Genomic DNA, 17,555 nt, shown 5'->3' with positions numbered 1-17,555 from the left:
ACTTTCTCTCCTGTCGCAGCGCCACAACTTCCCTGACTGGCAAACGCCGGATCTCTTCGGCGCCTGTTCAGCTCTGTTGACGGGCAAGTGCTGCCGCGTTTTTACCGGCCAGAATACCAAAGATGATGATATCCGCTACGGCATTGCCGCCAATACGGTTAGCGCCGTGGATACCGCCGACAACCTCACCGGCAGCCCAGGCTCCCTTAATCACCTGTTTCTGCGCATCCAGCACCGCCGTATCGGTATTGATCGTTACGCCGCCCATGGTGTGGTGTACGCCAGGCGCGACACGGATAGCATAGAACGGCCCCTGTTTCAGAGGGTGGCGCAGCGCGGTTTTGCGGCCAAAATCTTCGTCATGTTGTTTCTCAACAAAGAGATTGTAGCGTTCTAACGTCGCCAGAAGCGCATGCATATCCATGTTCAGCTTCACTGCCAGCTCCTGAGGAGAGGGCGCACTGATCACAAATCCTTTAGCGATATACTCATCCGCCGCCTTGTTGTTAAGACGAACCTGCTCGTCGAACAATACCCAGGCACTTTTTTCCGGCAGCGCAATAATCTCCGCCGACACTTTGTCACGCGTTTCCATCTCATTAAAGAAGCGTTTACCCGCCTGACTGATCAGGATGGCGCCGCCGCCGCGAATCGCTTCAGAAATCAGATAGGAGGTGGTTTGTTCTACTGTGGGGTGGATCTGAATTTCACCCATATCCACGGTATCCGCACCAATTTTCTGCAACATGGCGATACCGCTACCGGTGGCACCTTTGTGGTTGGTGGTCACAAAGCCGTCCAGTTCCGGGCGATATTTCACGACCATCTCACGGTTAGCGCTAAAGCCACCGGTGGCGACGATAACGCTTTTTGCGTAGAGAATACGGCTGTCGTTATATTCATCCACCACCTTCACGCCCGCAACGGCCCCGTTTTCAAACAGGATCTCCGCCACGGAGGTTTCCAGCAGCACTTCAATATCGCGTTTGTTGATGTTTTTAACCAGCCCGCTGATCAGGAAGCCCCCGACCGCTGAGCGGTCAGCGGGACGGTGCGTCCTGTCGATGCTCATGCCGCCGGTGATGGTAATATCCTTCAGCTCAATCTCCTTCGCGGCCAGCCACTCAATGGCTTCCGGCGCCAGGTCGACGAACTCACGCAGCAGCACCGGGTTGTTTTTGAACTTACCGCCCTTCAGCGTCTCTTCATAGAAAAGCTCTTTGCTGTCCACAATACCTTTCAGCTTCTGGAAGCGGGTTTCGGCCGCGTTCATGCCCACAGAGGCTTTGATGGTGTTACCGCCAATGGTCGGCATCTTCTCAATGATCACCACGCGAGCGCCGTCATCGTAAGCCTGAATCGCCGCGGCCAGACCTGCACCGCCGCTTCCCACAACCACCACATCATAATTTTGCGGTGCCTGCGGGTTACCGCCCTCTTCAATAACATGCTCTTTACTGGAGGTTGCCAGCGCGCGTGACACGGCTTTTTTCAGCGCTTCACTCTGCGTCGTCGCGCCGGTAATGGCATCTACGTGCGGGCTGTTAGCCACCAGAATACGGGTACGAAGGCTTTCAAAGGTAGTGGTAAAGTCCACGTCCAGAGAGGCGTCCGGCACCAGCGAGATATCGGTAATACGGTCAGTGTCGAGGGTAACAGCAATTTTCAGCTTCAGCGCCTCCGCTTCCACTTTCTCCTGATACACCCCAGCTTTGTATTTCCGTCCGGTGGTACTGGTGTCGCGGATCATCGCGTCCACCAGCGAGAAGCGCCAGAGCGGTTCCGGGATTTTCAGCTCTTCGCGGCGCTGGCTGTCGATATACAACTCAAGATGATCTTCATTGATGATGCGGTCTGCCCAGTCGGGATAGGCGATACAAGCCTTGCCTATCGCCACCAGATCGAAACCGTACTCCAGCGCTTTTTCAGCATCGGCTTTATTTACTACCCCGCCCACGCCAATCACCGGGATCTTCGCCAGCGTCTCTGAACGCCTGGCGATAAATTTGGTGATCAGCGGGGTTGGATCTTCCAGGTCTACGATGGATGGGCGCAGCAGCTGGCCTACGGAGAAATGCACATAATCCAGCCCGCGCGCGGCGAGTTTCTCCAGCAGGTACATTGTGTCGTCAAAACGGATGCCGGGGACTTCAAGCTCTTCCGGTGAGAAACGGTAGCCGATGATAAAAGAGGCATCGGCAAAACGTTCCACCATTTTGTGGGTGATCTCCAGCACTTCCAGTGGGAACCGGGCGCGGTTGTCGCGGCTGCCGCCCCATTTGTCGTCGCGCTGGTTGGAATTTGGCGAATAGAACTGCTGGATAAGATAGGTGTTTGCGCCATGGAGTTCGACGCCATCAAAGCCCGCCTTGATGGCGCGGTTTACCGCATCACCGAATTTGGTGATCATCACCTCCACTTCATCCGCCGTCAGCGCCTGTGGCGTGGTGGCACCTTCACGCGGAGCGGCAATAGCGCTAGGCGCGACCGGCGTTCTGCCGCCGATCAGCTCAGGTTCCACCATTCTGCCGCCGTGATAGATTTGCAGAATAGCTTTCGAGCCTTGAGATTTGATCGCCTCGGCAATTTTGCTCAGGCCGGAAATTTTGTTATCGCTGTCGATAGCGATAGCGCCGGGGAAAGCTGGCCCTTTTGGGTCGATAAAGCAGCACTCGACAATCACCGTGCCAATGCTGCCGGCACGTGCGCGGTAATACTCCACCAGTTCGCTGGTCACCGTACCATCATAATAACCGGTACAGGTGGTCATCGGCGCCATCAGCAGACGGTTTTTCAGGACTGCGCCGTTAGGTAATGTGAGGGGATTCAGGATCGGGGTGAGTGTTGGCATGATGAACAACTCCAAAAATTTAAAAGTCTGTAAATCTTTCGCGGACGCATTATTTCCCTATAATTAAGTGGTCCGATGTCATGTGCTTAATATACCCTTTTCTTTGCTTATATAAGCGATAAATTTAGTTTTTAAACTTTTAAATAATATGGAGCTTATAATTAACGGCAAAAAGATAAAAACCACCTTTAATTGTTAACCAATAGTTGATAAAAAGCAACTTCTGATTAACACCAAAAATAAACCTATATTAATCAATTAATTAAAAATTACTTTTTTGTTTTCAGGAAATTAACCCCAGGGGCGGAATACCCTTTTTGCCGATAACAGGCAGAGAGAGAAAAGGAATTATTGTGATTTTTTAAAAAACAGAAACCCGAGGGAAATATTTATTGATCCAGATCAATATTCTTATTTCATGCAAATCGCATGATATTCACAGTACCTGATAAAGTCTTTGTCACCAGAGAAATAAACAGCTCATTCTATTTTCGGTCGTTGCGATTAACCGATAAAAAAAGCATTATTAAACTAAAAAAAGCATTCACATCTACAATTAACCGCAACGCCATAACGCATTCTCCTTAACTTGCAGACAAATACTATGAAACCACTAGCGACAGTCAGTGAACCTCCCAAAGCTGCACCATCCGCTCAGGGAACCAAAAAACGCCTGATCATGATGTTCTTACCGGTACTGGTGGCGGTGCTCCTGCTGCTGGTTCCGGTACCGGAAGGGTTAGAACCCCATGCCTGGCACTTCTTTGCCATTTTCGTCGGCGTCATTGTCGGTTTAATCTTCGAACCGCTGCCTGGTGCGGTAATTGGCCTCACCGGGGTGGTGGTGATCGCCCTGTTCAGCCAGTGGCTGCTGTTCAGTCCGGCAGAACTGGCTAACCCGAAATTCAAAATGGCCAGCGAATCGTTCAAATGGGCGGTGAGCGGCTTCGGCAACTCTACCGTCTGGCTGATTTTCGGTGCCTTTATGTTCGCCGCCGGCTACGATAAAACGCAGTTTGGCCGCCGCCTGGCGCTGATACTGGTGAAGTATCTGGGCCGACGCAGCCTGACGCTGGGGTATGCCATTACCTTCGCGGATCTGCTGCTGGCACCGTTTACGCCTTCCAATACTGCGCGAAGCGGTGGCACCATCTACCCGATTATCGCCAACCTTCCTCCTTTATATGGCTCTAAACCCAACGACCCCAGCGCTCGTAAGATCGGCTCTTACCTGATGTGGGTGGCTATCACTGCCGCTTGTATCACCAGCTCTATGTTTCTGTCGGCTCTGGCACCAAACCTGCTGGCACTGGCGCTGGTTAAAAGCATCGTTGGTTTTGAAATTTCCTGGGGAACCTGGTTCCTGGCCTTCCTGCCGCTGGGCGTGCTGCTGATCCTGACCATGCCGCTGCTGGCCTACTGGTTCTACCCGCCGGAAGTGAAAATTAATGATGAAGTGCCGCGCTGGGCGAAAAGCGAGCTGGAAAAACTCGGCAAGCTGACCCGCAATGAAATCCTGCTGCTGGTGTTTGTCTGTAGCGCGCTGCTGATGTGGATCTTCGCCACCTCATGGATTGAACCGGCAATGGCTGCGCTGCTGGTGGTGGTCCTGATGCTGTGGACTGGCGTATTAAACTGGAATGATATCACCAGCAACAAGCCAGCCTGGAACACCTTTGCCTGGTTCGCCACGCTGGTTGCTCTGGCGGATGGTCTGGCCCGCGTCGGCTTTATCGCCTGGCTGGGCAAAGAGGGAGGTCAGCTGCTAAACGGCTTTGACCCACAGGTTGCGGCAGTGATGCTGCTGATCGCCTTCTTCCTGCTGCACTACCTGTTTGCCAGTACCACCGCGCACACCACCGCCCTGCTGCCAGCCATGCTGACCATCGCCGCCGCTATTCCGGGCATAAATATGCCGGGCTACTGCCTGATGATGGTGACCTCTCTGGGCGTGATGGGCATCATCACCCCTTACGGTACCGGCCCAAGCCCCATCTATTACGGTAGCGGCTATCTGCCAACCAAAGATTACTGGCGCCTTGGCACCATCTTTGGGGCTATCTTCCTGGGCGGCATGATGCTGATTGCCTATCCATGGATGGTAATGATGTTCTGATGTTCCCGGCTGCGCTGCATAAGCATGCAGATGTTGAAATATTGTTATATCATCTTCCCCCGGCCAGAGGTGCTGGCCGGCCGGATTAAAATCATAACTCTTAGTCGCCTGTGGGCCTGTCGCTGCGGCCCAGGGCGTCATGAAGTGAGAAAACAATGTCGAATAAACCTTTCTATTATCAGAACCCCTTCCCTCTTGCCCCTGACGATACTGAGTATTATCTGCTGACTTCCGATTATGTTTCTGTCGCAGAATTCGACGGCCAGGAAGTGCTGAAGGTAGAGCCGCAGGCGCTGACGCTGCTGGCGCAGCAGGCGTTCCATGACGCCTCCTTTATGCTCCGCCCCGCTCATCAGCAACAGGTTGCGGCAATTCTGGCAGATCCTGAAGCCAGCCAGAACGATCGCTATGTGGCACTCCAGTTCCTCAGGAATTCTGAAATTGCCGCCAGGGGCGTGCTGCCGACCTGCCAGGATACCGGCACGGCAATTATCAGTGGTAAAAAAGGCCAGCGCGTCTGGACCGGCGGCGGCGATGAAGCGGCCCTGTCACAGGGGGTTTATAACACCTATATCGAAGATAACCTGCGCTACTCGCAGACCGTTGCGCTGGATATGTATAAAGAAGTGAATACCGGCACCAACCTGCCGGCGCAGATCGATCTTTACAGCGTGGATGGCGATGAATACAAATTCCTCTGCATCGCCAAAGGCGGTGGCTCTGCCAACAAAACCTATCTTTATCAGGAAACCAAGGCGCTGCTCAGTCCGGCTAAGCTGAAGGATTACCTGATTGGCAAAATGCTGACGCTTGGCACTGCTGCCTGCCCGCCCTACCATATCGCCTTTGTGATTGGCGGAACCTCCGCTGAAAGTACGCTGAAGACGGTGAAGCTGGCATCAACCCACTATTACGACGGCCTGCCAACCGAAGGCAACGAGCATGGTCAGGCATTCCGCGACGTGCAGCTGGAAGAAGAACTGCTGCTGGCAGCACAACAGTTGGGGCTGGGCGCACAGTTTGGCGGCAAATACTTTGCGCACGATATCCGCGTGATCCGCCTGCCGCGTCACGGCGCCTCCTGCCCGGTCGGGATGGGCGTTTCCTGCTCTGCGGACCGCAATATCAAGGCGAAGATTAACCGTGAAGGGATCTGGATTGAGAAGCTGGAAGATAACCCAGGCCGCTATATTCCGGCGGAGCTGCGTCAGCAGGGTGAAGGTGAAGTGCTGCATATCGACCTGAATCGTCCGATGAAGGAGATTTTAGAGCAGCTTTCTCAGCATCCGGTTTCCACCCGCCTTTCGCTGAGCGGCACTATCATCGTGGCACGTGATATCGCCCATGCGAAGCTGAAAGAGCGGCTGGATAAGGGAGAAGGTCTGCCGCAGTACGTGAAGGATCACCCCATCTATTACGCGGGACCAGCCAAGACGCCTGAAGGCTATGCTTCCGGTTCTCTCGGACCGACCACCGCAGGCCGTATGGATTCCTATGTCGATCAGCTACAGGAAGCGGGCGGCAGCCTGATTATGCTGGCGAAGGGTAACCGCAGCCAGCAGGTGACGGACGCCTGTCAGAAGCATGGTGGCTTCTACCTTGGCAGCATCGGCGGCCCGGCAGCGGTGCTGGCCCAGCAAAGCATCAAGAGTCTGGAATGCGTGGAGTACCCGGAGCTGGGAATGGAAGCTATCTGGAAAATTGAGGTGGAAAACTTCCCGGCCTTTATTCTGGTGGATGACAAAGGCAACGATTTCTTCCAGAAAATCAGTCAGGAGCAGTGCGCTAAATGCGTGAAGTAATGGCCTGACAGGCGACTGAGAAGCAGTAAAAATCCCGGCAGAGGCCGGGATTTTTTTGCAGCTAAAACAACAGCTCGCCGCCACCTGGGCAACACCCCGATTTTAACTCAGGTCTGCGCCGTTGCTGGCTATCACCCTTTGATACCAGAAGAACGATTTCTTTCGTTTGCGCGCCAGCGTCCCGTTGCCGCTGTCATCACGATCCACATAGACAAAGCCGTAGCGCTTGCTCATTTCACCGGTGGAGGCCGAAACCAGATCGATGCAGCCCCAGGAGGTATAGCCGATCACCGGGATGCCGTCTGCAATCGCTTCGCCCATCGCTCTGATATGCTCACGCAGATAGCTGATACGGTAATCGTCAACAATCTCGCCCCGCTCGTCGATCTCATCCCTGGCACCCAGCCCATTTTCCACCAGGAACAGCGGTTTCTGATAGCGGTCGTACATCATGTTCATGGTGATCCGCAGCCCTAACGGATCGATGCCCCAGCCCCACTCGCTGAGTTCGATATGGGGGTTTTTCAGGGATTTCACGACGTTGGCGGCGCTGCTGTTGCTCTCATTCATCTCTGCCGAGGCGCAGCGCGAAGCGTAATAGCTGAAGGAGACGAAATCGACGCTATTTTTCAGGATTTCAGCGTCGCCCGCCTCCATTTCTACCGTTATCCCTTTTTCTGCAAACAGGCGGCGGGTATAGGCGGGATAAGCGCCACGCGCCTGAACATCTATAAAGAACAGGTTTTCGCGGTCTTTTTCCAGCGCGGCCCAGACATCCTCTGGTTTGCAGGTTCTGGGGTAGAAATTACCGCCTGCCAGCATACAGCCAACCTGATTTGCCGGATTGATTTCATGCGCAATTTTCGTCGCCAGCGCGCTGGCTACCAGCTCATGATGCGCCGCCTGATATTTCACCTGCGCCTGATCCTCGCCCTCCTCAAAGACCAGCCCGGCACCGGAGAAAGGACTGTGCAGCAGGATATTGATCTCGTTGAAGGTGAGCCAGTATTTCACCAGCCCGTCAAAGGCTTCAAAACAGGTACGGGCATAGCGGGTAAAGAACTCCACCATTTTCCGGCTGCGCCAGGAGCCATATTCACGCACCAGGTGCATCGGCACGTCAAAGTGGCACAGCGTGACCAGCGGCTCAATATGATACTTTTTGCACTCGTTGAAGAGATCCCGGTAAAAAGCGATCCCCTCCTCATTCGGCACCAGCTCATCGCCATTGGGGTAAATCCGGCTCCAGGCGATGGAGGTTCTGAACACGGTAAAGCCCATTTCCGCCATCAGAGCGATATCTTCTTTGTAGCGATGATAGAAATCAATGGCCTGGTGGCTGGGATAGAACTCCCCTTCCTGGAGCGCAAAGCGCTTTTCCAGCCCGACCTTCACTGCCAGCCGGTGAGCGCCATGCGGGATGACATCCACCGTGGTCAGCCCCTTTCCCCCTGTAAAACTTGCCCCTTCAGCCTGGTTGGCGGCTAAGGCGCCGCCCCATAAAAAGCCTTCAGGAAATGGTGATGCTTGCATATCAGCCCTCTTTATCAATGTGTTTTTACTGCGGGTGACGCAGTAAGCGCGGCTGAAGGTACAGCCTCACTGCTTTTGTGCGCGGCAGTGCGTGGCGCTTCAACCGGAATATCTTCAAAACCTAGCAGTAAGGTGGTGATAAAGGAGATCACCACCGCCAGGATCATTACCCCTGCCACCCAGACAATGCTCATCGGATTGGCAGGATCAAAGAACTGTACGCTGGTAAACAGTCCGGGCGAGGCCATCGAATGGCTGGCCAGTCCGCCAATCCCCGCCACGGCTCCACAGATAAACCCGCTGATCAGGCAGGCGATCAATGGCCGTTTTAACCGCAGCGCCACGCCATACAACGCAGGCTCTGAAATGCCGGCAATAATGGCGGAAGCGGCCGCGGCCAGCGCGGTCTGGCGCAGCTCCGGGTTTTTGGTCCGCCAGGCCACCGCCAGGGAGGAGCCGCCCAGCGACAGATTAGCGCCGATTTCAGACGGCATAACCATGCCCTCTTTGCCGGTTTCCGCAATGGTCTGAATAATGGTTGGGGTGAAGACGCGGTGCATCCCGGTCATCACCAGCAGCGGCCAGGCCGCCCCCATAATCGCTACTGAAAGCCAGCCAAGATAGCTGTGCACGGTATAGACCAGTGCAGAAATACCGGTGCCGATCCAGATCCCCAGAGGGCCGATCAGCACAATAGCAATTGGCGCTGCAATCAGCATGATCAGCATCGGTTTCAGGAAGTTTTTGGTAACCACTGGCGTGATGCGGTCTACCCATTTTTCAATGTAAGAGAGCAGCCAGGTCATGCAGAGCGCGGGGATTACCGTGTAGGTATATTTTACCGCCGTGACCGAAAGGCCCACGAACTCCACTTTCTGTCCTTGCGCCGCTTTGGCCATCAGGTCAATAAACGCCGGATGCACCAGCACCCCGGCAATCGCGATAGCCAGCGACAGGTTGGTTTTGAACTTGACCGCCGCAGAGGCCGCCACCATCACCGGCAGGAAGAAGAATGCGCCATCGCCGATAACGTTAAGGATCACCAGCGTCGGATCGGTTTTGCTGAATACGCCGGACATCTCCAGGATCATCGCCAGCAGCTTGACCATCGAGCCGCCGATAATAGCGGGGATCAGCGGGGACATCGTACCAATCAGCGCATCAAGAATACCGGCACCGATTCGCCGTAGCGTAAGGCGGCTTTTGGCTGGCGAGGCCTCTTTAGCGCTCACCCCTTCCGGCAGCAGCTTTTGCACTTCCGCATAGGCCTGGGAGACATTGTTGCCGATGATCACCTGGCACTGCGTGTCACTGCGCACAACGCCCATCACGCCTGAGAGCGACTTCAGTACCGCAGCATCCACCACCGACTCATCATGCAGCACAAATCGCAGCCGCGTCATGCAGTGTGTAACCGCCGCGACGTTATCCGCACCGCCCAGCGCATCGACGATTGACTCCGCCAGTTGTGCAAAGTTCTTTGCCATGAAACCACTCCAGAATCATAAGGTTAAGCGAATTTCAGTGAAGCTTCGTGATGCCGGCAGAGCAAAAGAGCGTTCAGACTGAAACAATAGGTAACCGGTTTCACACGAGAATGTTCACTTCCTGCCCAGACTTCAAGAGTTAGTTAAAATGGCGTTTGAAATTTGTGATAGCGATCGGGTTACAGGGGAATTCGCCGCAGTGCGGGCAGAATGTGTAGAATGGCGCATCAACGTTACTCTTCCAGGAGGGGCCTGTGTCAACAATGCAGGAAGTGGCAACCAAAGCGGGCGTGTCTAAAGCCACGGTTTCTCGTGTGCTTTCGGGTAAAGGCTACGTCAGCCAGCAGACTAAAGATCAGGTTTTTAAAGCCATTGAAGAGGCGGGTTACCGGCCTAACTTGCTGGCCAGAAACCTGGCTACCAGTAAATCGATGTGCATCGGTCTGGTGGTCACCAATACCCTCTATAACGGCCCCTATTTCAATGAACTGATCTCTCAGGCTGCCAAAAAGCTCGACGCCTGTGGCCGCCAGCTGTTGTTGGTGGATGGCAAAAACAGCGCTGATGAAGAGCGCGCCGCCATTGAATTTCTGCGGGATCTTCGTTGCGATGGCATCATCATCTACCCTCGTTTTTTATCAGGCGATGAGCTGGACAGCATCATCGACAATGATAAAAAGCCGGTGATGGTGGTAAACCGGAAACTGCGCAAGCACCAGAGCCACTGCATTTTCTGCGACCACAAAGGCTCCAGTTTTCACGCCACCGAATACCTGATTAATCAGGGCCACCGAAAAATTGCGTTTATCACCGGCTCACTTGATTCGCCTACCGCCACTGAACGCCTTGCTGGCTACAAAGCAGCGCTGACAGCCTATAAGCTGCCCGTTGAGGAGGCGCTGATTGTGCCGGGAAAATGGTCTCCCGCCAGCGGTGCAAAGGCTGTTGAAACCTTACTTCAGACGGGCGTCTCTTTCAGCGCCCTGTTAGCCAGTAACGATGAGATGGCAATTGGTGCGATGAAAGCACTCAGCCTGGCCGCTCTGCGGGTGCCGGAAGAGGTTTCGCTGATCGGTTTCGATAATATTCCTACCGCTCCCTGGCTCAATCCTGCGCTTTCCAGCGTAAAAGATCCGGTGAGCGAAATGGTGAATGAGGTGATTGCCCAGATTATTTCGATGCTGGATGGCGGGACGCTGGTTAAAGAGAATGGCTTTGTTTCTGAGCTGATAATCAGAGATTCGGTAAGCACAGGGCCATTCCCGCTGGTCCCCAGGGCCAGAGAAGCCCGTTAATTTCCCGGTTTCCGTTAGCTGAAAATCCAGACCAGTTCACATTTCCCGGTTGCAACAAGGTGGTTAACCAAAATTTCGACTAAAGTTTGGTTCAGGGTCAACTACTTACCGTCCGGACATGGAGAACTATCAATGCAAAGAGTCGAGAAGCGTCAATGGAAAGCGGTGCTGGTGCTGCCGTTTATGGTGGCCGCACTGACACAAACGGGTTATGCGGCGCAAAGCGACAGCGAACAGCATCTTTTGAGTCAGGTTCCTCAGCCGCCAGATATCCGCCTTGGGCCACTGTTCCATGCCGTTCAGGCGGCCAAACTTTTCCCGGATCAGAAAACTTTTGCTGACGCGGTGCCTAAAAGCAACCCCGCCTCGATTCTGGCCGACTGGCAGATGCAGAAATCTCAGCGCAATTTTGATCTCAAGCGCTTCGTGAACGCTAACTTCACGCTTCCGGCTGAAGGTGAAAAATATGTGCCTCCAGCCGGGCAGAGCCTGCGCGAGCACATAGATGGCCTGTGGCCGGTGCTGACCCGTTCAGCCCAGCAGGCTAACCAGTGGGACTCTTTGCTACCGCTACCAAAACCTTATGTTGTTCCTGGCGGACGCTTCCGTGAGGTCTATTACTGGGACAGCTATTTCACCATGCTCGGCCTCGCTGAAAGCGGGCACTGGGATCGCGTGCAGGATATGGCAGACAACTTTGCCCACGAGCTGGATACCTACGGTCATATCCCGAACGGTAACCGCAGCTATTATCTCAGCCGCTCTCAGCCGCCCTTCTTCAGCATGATGGTTGATTTGCTGGCTCAGCATCAGGGTGACAGCGTATACAGTAAATACCTGCCACAGCTGCAAAAAGAGTATGACTACTGGATGGCCGATGCCAACAGCGTCAAGCCTGGAGAAGCCACCAAACGCGTGGTGAAGCTTAAAGATGGCACCTTGCTGAACCGTTACTGGGATGCCCGTGAGGTTCCGAGAACGGAATCTTATATGGATGATATCGCCACCGCAGATAAAGCTGATAACCGAAATAAAGCGGAGCTGTACCGTGATTTACGCTCTGGTGCGGCCTCCGGCTGGGACTTCAGTTCCCGCTGGTTTGATAAACCAGGCGACCTTTCCACTATTCACACCACCCGCATTATCCCGGTCGATCTGAATTCGCTGATTTTCCATCTGGAGAAAACCCTTGCCAGGGCAAATAAGGTGGCGAAAAACGACCAGGCGGCTGAACACTTTAGCCAGCTGGCGGAAACGCGCCAGGCGGCCATTAACCGTTATCTCTGGGATGATAAACAGGGATGGTATGCCGATTATGACTGGAAAAAAGCCTCAGTCCGTCCTCAGCTGACGGCAGCTGCGCTCTTCCCTCTTTACATGCAGGCCGCTACCGAAGAGAAAGCGACCCGTACGGCCTCGGCGGTGCAGGCGCAACTTGTTAAGGAAGGGGGACTGGTGACCACTAACGTCAATAATGGCCAGCAGTGGGATGCACCAAACGGCTGGGCGCCGCTACAGTGGGCGGCGGTGCAGGGGCTGAACAATTACGGCAAGCAGACGCTGGCAAAAGATATCGGCATGCGCTTCCTGAAAAATGTTCAGAACACCTATGATAAGGAGCATAAGCTGGTGGAGAAATATGTCGTGGAAGGCAAAGGCCTGGGCGGCGGCGGCGGCGGTGAATATCCGTTGCAGGATGGGTTTGGCTGGACTAACGGCGTTACCCTCAAGCTGATGGATCTCTACTGTCCGAAGAACAAAACCTGTAACAACGTAGGGGATATGGCTTCCGGTCAATAATCTCTCTTCTGGCGGCCCTGATTTTTCCGTGGGCCGCCACCCTGCCTGACCTGGCCGTTGATCAACTTCCCTGATACTCAAGCTCTGATTACCTTCTCTGCGGTGAATGCTCTGCCTCTGGCAGGCCCACTCCGTGTATAAAGTCTATTCCCCTGATTTTAGCATGGGAAAATATAAGCAAAATCAATGCTTGAAACGTTTTTACGGAAAGATAATAATTCTCATTGAGATTATCATACATCTTTACATTACCGTCATGCGCGCCTGACCTCTCTGCGTTGCGCCAACGGTTCTTATTTCGCACTTTGTAAGGGAATTGACAATGAGAATGGCTTTTAGCTTAAAGCGTTCTGCTCTGCTGTGCTCGATCGCGCTGGCTGCACCAGCTTTTACCTTTGCAGCAGAAACGCTGGTGGTCACCGCCCAGCCTGCTGAAACGGCATCCACGCCAACAGAGGGTTATACGGCTAAAACCTCTACAGGCGCGACAAAAACGGATCGTCCACTGATCACCACGGCGCAGTCGGTTTCCGTAGTGACCCGTCAGCAGATGGAAGATCAGGGTGCGATGAACGTCAACCAGGCGCTCAACTATACCGCTGGTGCATTTACTAATTTCGCGGGTGCAGCGACTCGCTATGACACCGTCTCCCTGCGTGGCTTCCACGGCGGCGATGTTGATAACGTCTTCCTGGACGGGTTAAGGCTGATGAGCGACCCTGGCAGCTATAACGTTTTGCAGGTAGATCCGTGGTTCCTGGAACGTATCGATGTGATCAAAGGCCCCTCTTCCGCCCTCTATGGGCAGACCGTGCCCGGTGGCCTGGTCATGGAAACCTCTAAACGACCGCAGTTTACTCAGGAAGGCCATTTCCGCGCCTCGACCGGCACTAATGCCACTAACAGCGCCGCCTTTGATTACACCAATGCGATCAATGACCAGTTGGCGTATCGCCTGACGGGTATCACCCGCAACAGCGATACGCAGTACGATCACACTCGCGAAGAGAAGTATGCTATTTCTCCTTCTCTGCTCTGGCAGCCGGATGAAGATACCTCGCTGCTGCTGCGCGCTTATCTGCAAAAAGATCCCTCAGGCGGCTATCACAGTGCCGTGCCAGGCGACGGCAGCATCACGGAACACAATGGTCGTAAGCTCAGTAATGGCTTTTACGATGGCGACAGCTCGCTGGACCAGTTCAAGCGTAATGAACAGATTTACAGCTACGAATTCTCGCATCGCTTCAATGACACCTGGGCGTTCCGTTCCAATGCCAGCTATTCCCACTCTAATGTCGATTTGGATCAGGTTTATCAGATAGGCTGGGACAGCGCCAATCCCGATCTGTTAAACCGCTACTATTCTGGGTCACGTTCATCGCTTGATGCTTTTGCTATCGATAACCAGCTGGAGGCGGATTTCGCCACGGGCGAAGTCGAGCATAAAGTGGTGCTGGGTGGCGAATACCATCAGTACAAAAATGATTTAAGCGATGCCAGCGGCCCGGCAAATCAGCTTAATGCCCTGACTGGCCAGGCTGTGGGCAGCCGTCAGAACTACGACTTTGTTCATTCGCAGCGTCGTTATTATCAGACCGGCGTCTATTTGCAGGATGAGATGATCTGGCAGAAATGGCATCTGGATCTCTCTGGCCGCTACGATCGCATCGTGTCGGAAAACGAAACTTACTCCACCAGCACTAAACATCGTCGACAGGATGATCACATCAGTGGCCGTGCCGCCCTGCTCTACGCCTTTGATAACGGCATCTCGCCTTACGCCAGCTACAGCCAGGCTATTACGCCGCAGTCACTCTCTGATGCCAATGATAATCTGCTGAAGCCCACCACCTCAGAGCAATATGAAGCCGGGGTGAAATATCAGCCAAACGGCACATCCGATCTCTACTCCGTTGCCCTCTACGATCTGACGCAGAAAGATGTGGGCAACCGGGTGGTGGTAGGTTCTTACTATGAACCGGCAGGAAAAGTGCATTCGCAGGGCATTGAACTGGAAGCGCATAACCAGATCACGCCACGTCTGAGCACCATCGCCAACTACACCCTGAGCCATGTTCGCTTCAAAGATTCTGTGGATGGCAACGACGGCCACACGCCTTACGTCACGCCAAACTCTATGGCGTCGGCCTGGGCGAAATATCAGTTAGACTGGGGTATCAGCGTGGGCGCTGGCGTGCGTTACATCGGCAAACAGTGGGCAGACAATGAAAACACCACTCGCCTGCCCTCCACTACCTTGTTCGACGCTTCAGTACGCGCCGATCTGGGTGCCTGGAACAGCAGCCTGAAAGGGGCATTTGTGCAGGTGAACGCCAATAACGTGACCGATCGTGATTACGTTTCTGCCTGTTACGGCACCGGTTACTGCTACTGGGGCGCTGAGCGCACCGTGGTCGCTACTGTAGGCTATGATTTCTGACCGGATATAAGTGCATTCCGAGCCGGGACCCGTGAATTTTTCATTGGGTAAGCTGACGCCCGGCTCGGGGGCATAAAAAAAGGGAGACGATAATCGTCTCCCTTTTCTTTGCAGCCAGTAGGTCAGCTTCTCACTTTGCGGTAAATCCACAGCACGACAATCGCACCAATAACCGCAACGACAAAGCTGCCGAAGTTGAAGCCATCTACTCTGCCGAAGCCAAACAGGGTGCTGATCCAGCCCCCGACTACGGCACCGATAACGCCCAGGATCACGGTGATGATAATTCCACCGCCATCTTTACCCGGCATAATCCATTTGGCGATAATCCCTGCGATCAATCCAAAAATGATCCATGACAAAATACCCATTTACTGCTCCTTGTGGCTTGCTGATTAGACGGGGTAAGTATAGGTCAGGATTCTAACTCTGTGATTTAAATCTAAACTTTTTCAGAAATTTTTTTTCCTGGCGGGCTAAAGCCCCCTCTTTTATTGCCGATAATTCGACGTATACCGCTGAAAGCGCGTGTTCTTACATTCAACTGGAGTGGGATGTGAAAGAAGAAGAAAATAAAGAACAGTACCTGAAGCGCGGCCCGCTGGCTGTGCTTGGCGTACTTAAGAATCTGTTGAAAAATCAGACGCCTATCCTGGTATCGCACAGTCGCGGCCAGTTTATTACCCGCTTGCTGGATGCCGATCAGGATCGCCTGATCCTCGACCTTGGCAGTAATGATTATGAAAACCAGATGGCTGTTGCAGCAGAAGAGCTGCATTTCACGGCTGAAACGCATGGCGCAAAAGTGGAATTTGCGCTTGGTGTCCTACAGGAAGATAAGTTTGAAGGGCTGCCTGCTTTTAGCGCTGCCCTGCCCGACCTGTTGTGGATGATCCAGCGCCGCGAGTTTTTCCGCGTTTCTGCGCCGCTTGACCCCATTTTTTATTGCTATGCGCAGTGGCCGGACGGCAGCGGTGAAGGCCGGATGCGCCTCCAGGATCTCTCACTGGGCGGCGTTGCCGTGCTTGGTGACTCGCCGATCCCTGACTCTTTGCATGGCGGAGAGACGTTCAAAAAACTTCGCGTTGAGCTTGGTGACTATGGCCGCTTTGAAGTAGACGCCTGTCTGATTCACATCGGTAAACGCAGCGTGGTCGGCAATAAAAATGAAACTGTGGTAACGCCTCGACTCAGCTTTCGCTTCAGTTCACTGAATGCAGGTGAGGAGCGCTCACTACAACAGATTATCTTCTCTCTGGAGCGGCTTGCCCGCGATAAAGCGAAACGTTTTCAGTAATGACGCCAGCCTGGCAGAAGAGTGATAAAGAGAAAGGCAGGTCAGGTATCAGCCCCTGGGCTGACACGCACTTTTCTGCATAATCAGGGTTAACAGCTCTACCTTTTATGCCAAAAAGCACAGCCAGGGTGGGCAAGACGCTCTCTCCCTCTTCGAAGAAGATCCCCTGCTCAACCGCATAAAAGCCCCCGGTGTGCCAGAGAAGAGCACACCGGTTAGCATCAGATGGTGCGGTAAGCGGTAGTGACTTTCCAGAGATAGCGGGGAGCCTGTGCCGCAGGGTGTTTATTCTGCACATGCTGGTAAAATTCTTCCGGCGACATGGCATTGATCATCGCTATAGCACGATCGCGATCGCGCGAGAAGGTTCTCAGCAACGCCCCTGCGCCGTTGGCATAGGAAACAATAGTGGCATAGCGCAGCGTTTTGGGGTCGCGGATCCCTGCCAGCGACTGATCCTGCAAAATCTTCAGATAAGCCGTGCCGATATCGATGTTTCTTACCGGATCCCGCAGCTCTTTACTGCTTGGCTGCCCGCGGCGCCCCTGAACCCGATAAACCTCGCGTCCTGCGGTGGAGGCTTTAATCTGCATCAATCCAATGGCATTCGACTTGCTGACTACCGTTGGATTGCCGCCCGACTCGACTGAAATGATCGCCTCAACCAGCTTCTGGTCAACGCCGTAGTTATTAGCCGCACTCTCCGTGAACATCGACCAGGCCTGAGCGACTTTTACAGGCGGTGCCTGTGTTAACGGCGTTTGCTGCTGCGTTATGGTTCTTTTATGCGGTTCGCTGGCACAGCCTGCCAGCAATAACACGCTCACTATCGCCACCGTTTTTATCTTTCTCACGCTATATTCATCCTCTGAGCCTTAGCCTCGCGCTTTTATAATAGCTTGCGCCAGACAGGATAAAATTGCCGAAACTCTGA

At 53.8% G+C, this 17,555-nt stretch carries 11 protein-coding genes; 6 read left to right on the top strand and 5 right to left on the bottom strand.

Annotation, left to right across the window (positions count from 1 at the left end; translation table 11 throughout):
* Nucleotides 1–67: 67 nt before the first annotated feature.
* Entirely contained in the window at nt 68–2,851 is a 2,784-nt protein-coding gene (locus tag AAH450_RS03500) for a flavocytochrome c (protein WP_342908928.1), read from the bottom strand.
* A gap of 604 nt (nt 2,852–3,455) precedes the next feature.
* On the opposite strand from AAH450_RS03500, the gene AAH450_RS03495 reads away from it, so the two are divergent.
* A complete protein-coding gene (locus AAH450_RS03495; RefSeq protein WP_342908927.1) occupies nt 3,456–4,967 on the top strand; it encodes an anion permease in 1,512 nt (503 codons plus the stop codon).
* A 155-nt stretch (nt 4,968–5,122) separates the two neighbouring features.
* The gene (gene fumA, locus AAH450_RS03490) at nt 5,123–6,769 is read left to right on the top strand and encodes a class I fumarate hydratase FumA (protein WP_342908926.1); all 1,647 of its coding nucleotides are present in this window, start codon (nt 5,123–5,125) and stop codon (nt 6,767–6,769) included.
* A 102-nt stretch (nt 6,770–6,871) separates the two neighbouring features.
* Here the strand turns inward: fumA and AAH450_RS03485 are convergent, their stop codons facing one another.
* Nucleotides 6,872–8,302, bottom strand: a complete 1,431-nt coding sequence (locus tag AAH450_RS03485; protein WP_342908925.1) for a 6-phospho-beta-glucosidase — start codon at nt 8,300–8,302, stop codon at nt 6,872–6,874.
* Nucleotides 8,303–8,316: 14 nt separating this feature from the next.
* Entirely contained in the window at nt 8,317–9,789 is a 1,473-nt protein-coding gene (gene ascF, locus AAH450_RS03480; protein WP_342908924.1) for a PTS cellobiose/arbutin/salicin transporter subunit IIBC, read from the bottom strand.
* A 254-nt stretch (nt 9,790–10,043) separates the two neighbouring features.
* On the opposite strand from ascF, the gene AAH450_RS03475 reads away from it, so the two are divergent.
* From AAH450_RS03475 to AAH450_RS03465, 3 genes are all read left to right on the top strand, one after another.
* Nucleotides 10,044–11,084 carry a LacI family DNA-binding transcriptional regulator gene (locus AAH450_RS03475; RefSeq protein ID WP_342908923.1) on the top strand — a complete coding sequence of 347 codons (1,041 nt, stop codon included), beginning with the start codon at nt 10,044–10,046 and terminating at the stop codon, nt 11,082–11,084.
* 183 nt (nt 11,085–11,267) lie between these two features.
* Nucleotides 11,268–12,884 carry an alpha,alpha-trehalase TreA gene (gene treA / locus AAH450_RS03470; RefSeq protein ID WP_342909563.1) on the top strand — a complete coding sequence of 539 codons (1,617 nt, stop codon included), beginning with the start codon at nt 11,268–11,270 and terminating at the stop codon, nt 12,882–12,884.
* A gap of 322 nt (nt 12,885–13,206) precedes the next feature.
* Nucleotides 13,207–15,324 carry a TonB-dependent siderophore receptor gene (locus AAH450_RS03465; RefSeq protein WP_342908922.1) on the top strand — a complete coding sequence of 706 codons (2,118 nt, stop codon included), beginning with the start codon at nt 13,207–13,209 and terminating at the stop codon, nt 15,322–15,324.
* A gap of 122 nt (nt 15,325–15,446) precedes the next feature.
* Here the strand turns inward: AAH450_RS03465 and AAH450_RS03460 are convergent, their stop codons facing one another.
* Nucleotides 15,447–15,695 carry a GlsB/YeaQ/YmgE family stress response membrane protein gene (locus tag AAH450_RS03460; RefSeq protein ID WP_318791423.1) on the bottom strand — a complete coding sequence of 83 codons (249 nt, stop codon included), beginning with the start codon at nt 15,693–15,695 and terminating at the stop codon, nt 15,447–15,449.
* A gap of 185 nt (nt 15,696–15,880) precedes the next feature.
* On the opposite strand from AAH450_RS03460, the gene AAH450_RS03455 reads away from it, so the two are divergent.
* A complete protein-coding gene (locus tag AAH450_RS03455) occupies nt 15,881–16,621 on the top strand; it encodes a flagellar brake protein (protein WP_342908921.1) in 741 nt (246 codons plus the stop codon).
* A 221-nt stretch (nt 16,622–16,842) separates the two neighbouring features.
* On the opposite strand, the gene emtA is transcribed toward AAH450_RS03455, so the two are convergent.
* Entirely contained in the window at nt 16,843–17,466 is a 624-nt protein-coding gene (gene emtA / locus AAH450_RS03450; protein ID WP_463322707.1) for a membrane-bound lytic murein transglycosylase EmtA, read from the bottom strand.
* Nucleotides 17,467–17,555: the final 89 nt, after the last annotated feature.

This window comes from Erwinia magellanica (assembly GCF_039023495.1).
Classification (GTDB): domain Bacteria; phylum Pseudomonadota; class Gammaproteobacteria; order Enterobacterales; family Enterobacteriaceae; genus Erwinia.
Note: the sequence above shows the minus strand (reverse complement) of the source record. Positions and strands in the feature narration are given on the sequence as shown.

Bases quoted from the DNA above. Each gene is read 5' to 3' on its own strand.
- AAH450_RS03500 (WP_342908928.1), bottom strand. From the start codon at position 2,851: ATGCCAACACTCACCCCGATCCTGAATCCCCTCACATTACCTAACGGC.
- AAH450_RS03495 (WP_342908927.1), top strand. From the start codon at position 3,456: ATGAAACCACTAGCGACAGTCAGTGAACCTCCCAAAGCTGCACCATCC.
- fumA (WP_342908926.1), top strand. From the start codon at position 5,123: ATGTCGAATAAACCTTTCTATTATCAGAACCCCTTCCCTCTTGCCCCT.
- AAH450_RS03485 (WP_342908925.1), bottom strand. From the start codon at position 8,302: ATGCAAGCATCACCATTTCCTGAAGGCTTTTTATGGGGCGGCGCCTTA.
- ascF (WP_342908924.1), bottom strand. From the start codon at position 9,789: ATGGCAAAGAACTTTGCACAACTGGCGGAGTCAATCGTCGATGCGCTG.
- treA (WP_342909563.1), top strand. From the start codon at position 11,268: ATGGTGGCCGCACTGACACAAACGGGTTATGCGGCGCAAAGCGACAGC.
- AAH450_RS03465 (WP_342908922.1), top strand. From the start codon at position 13,207: ATGAGAATGGCTTTTAGCTTAAAGCGTTCTGCTCTGCTGTGCTCGATC.
- AAH450_RS03460 (WP_318791423.1), bottom strand. From the start codon at position 15,695: ATGGGTATTTTGTCATGGATCATTTTTGGATTGATCGCAGGGATTATC.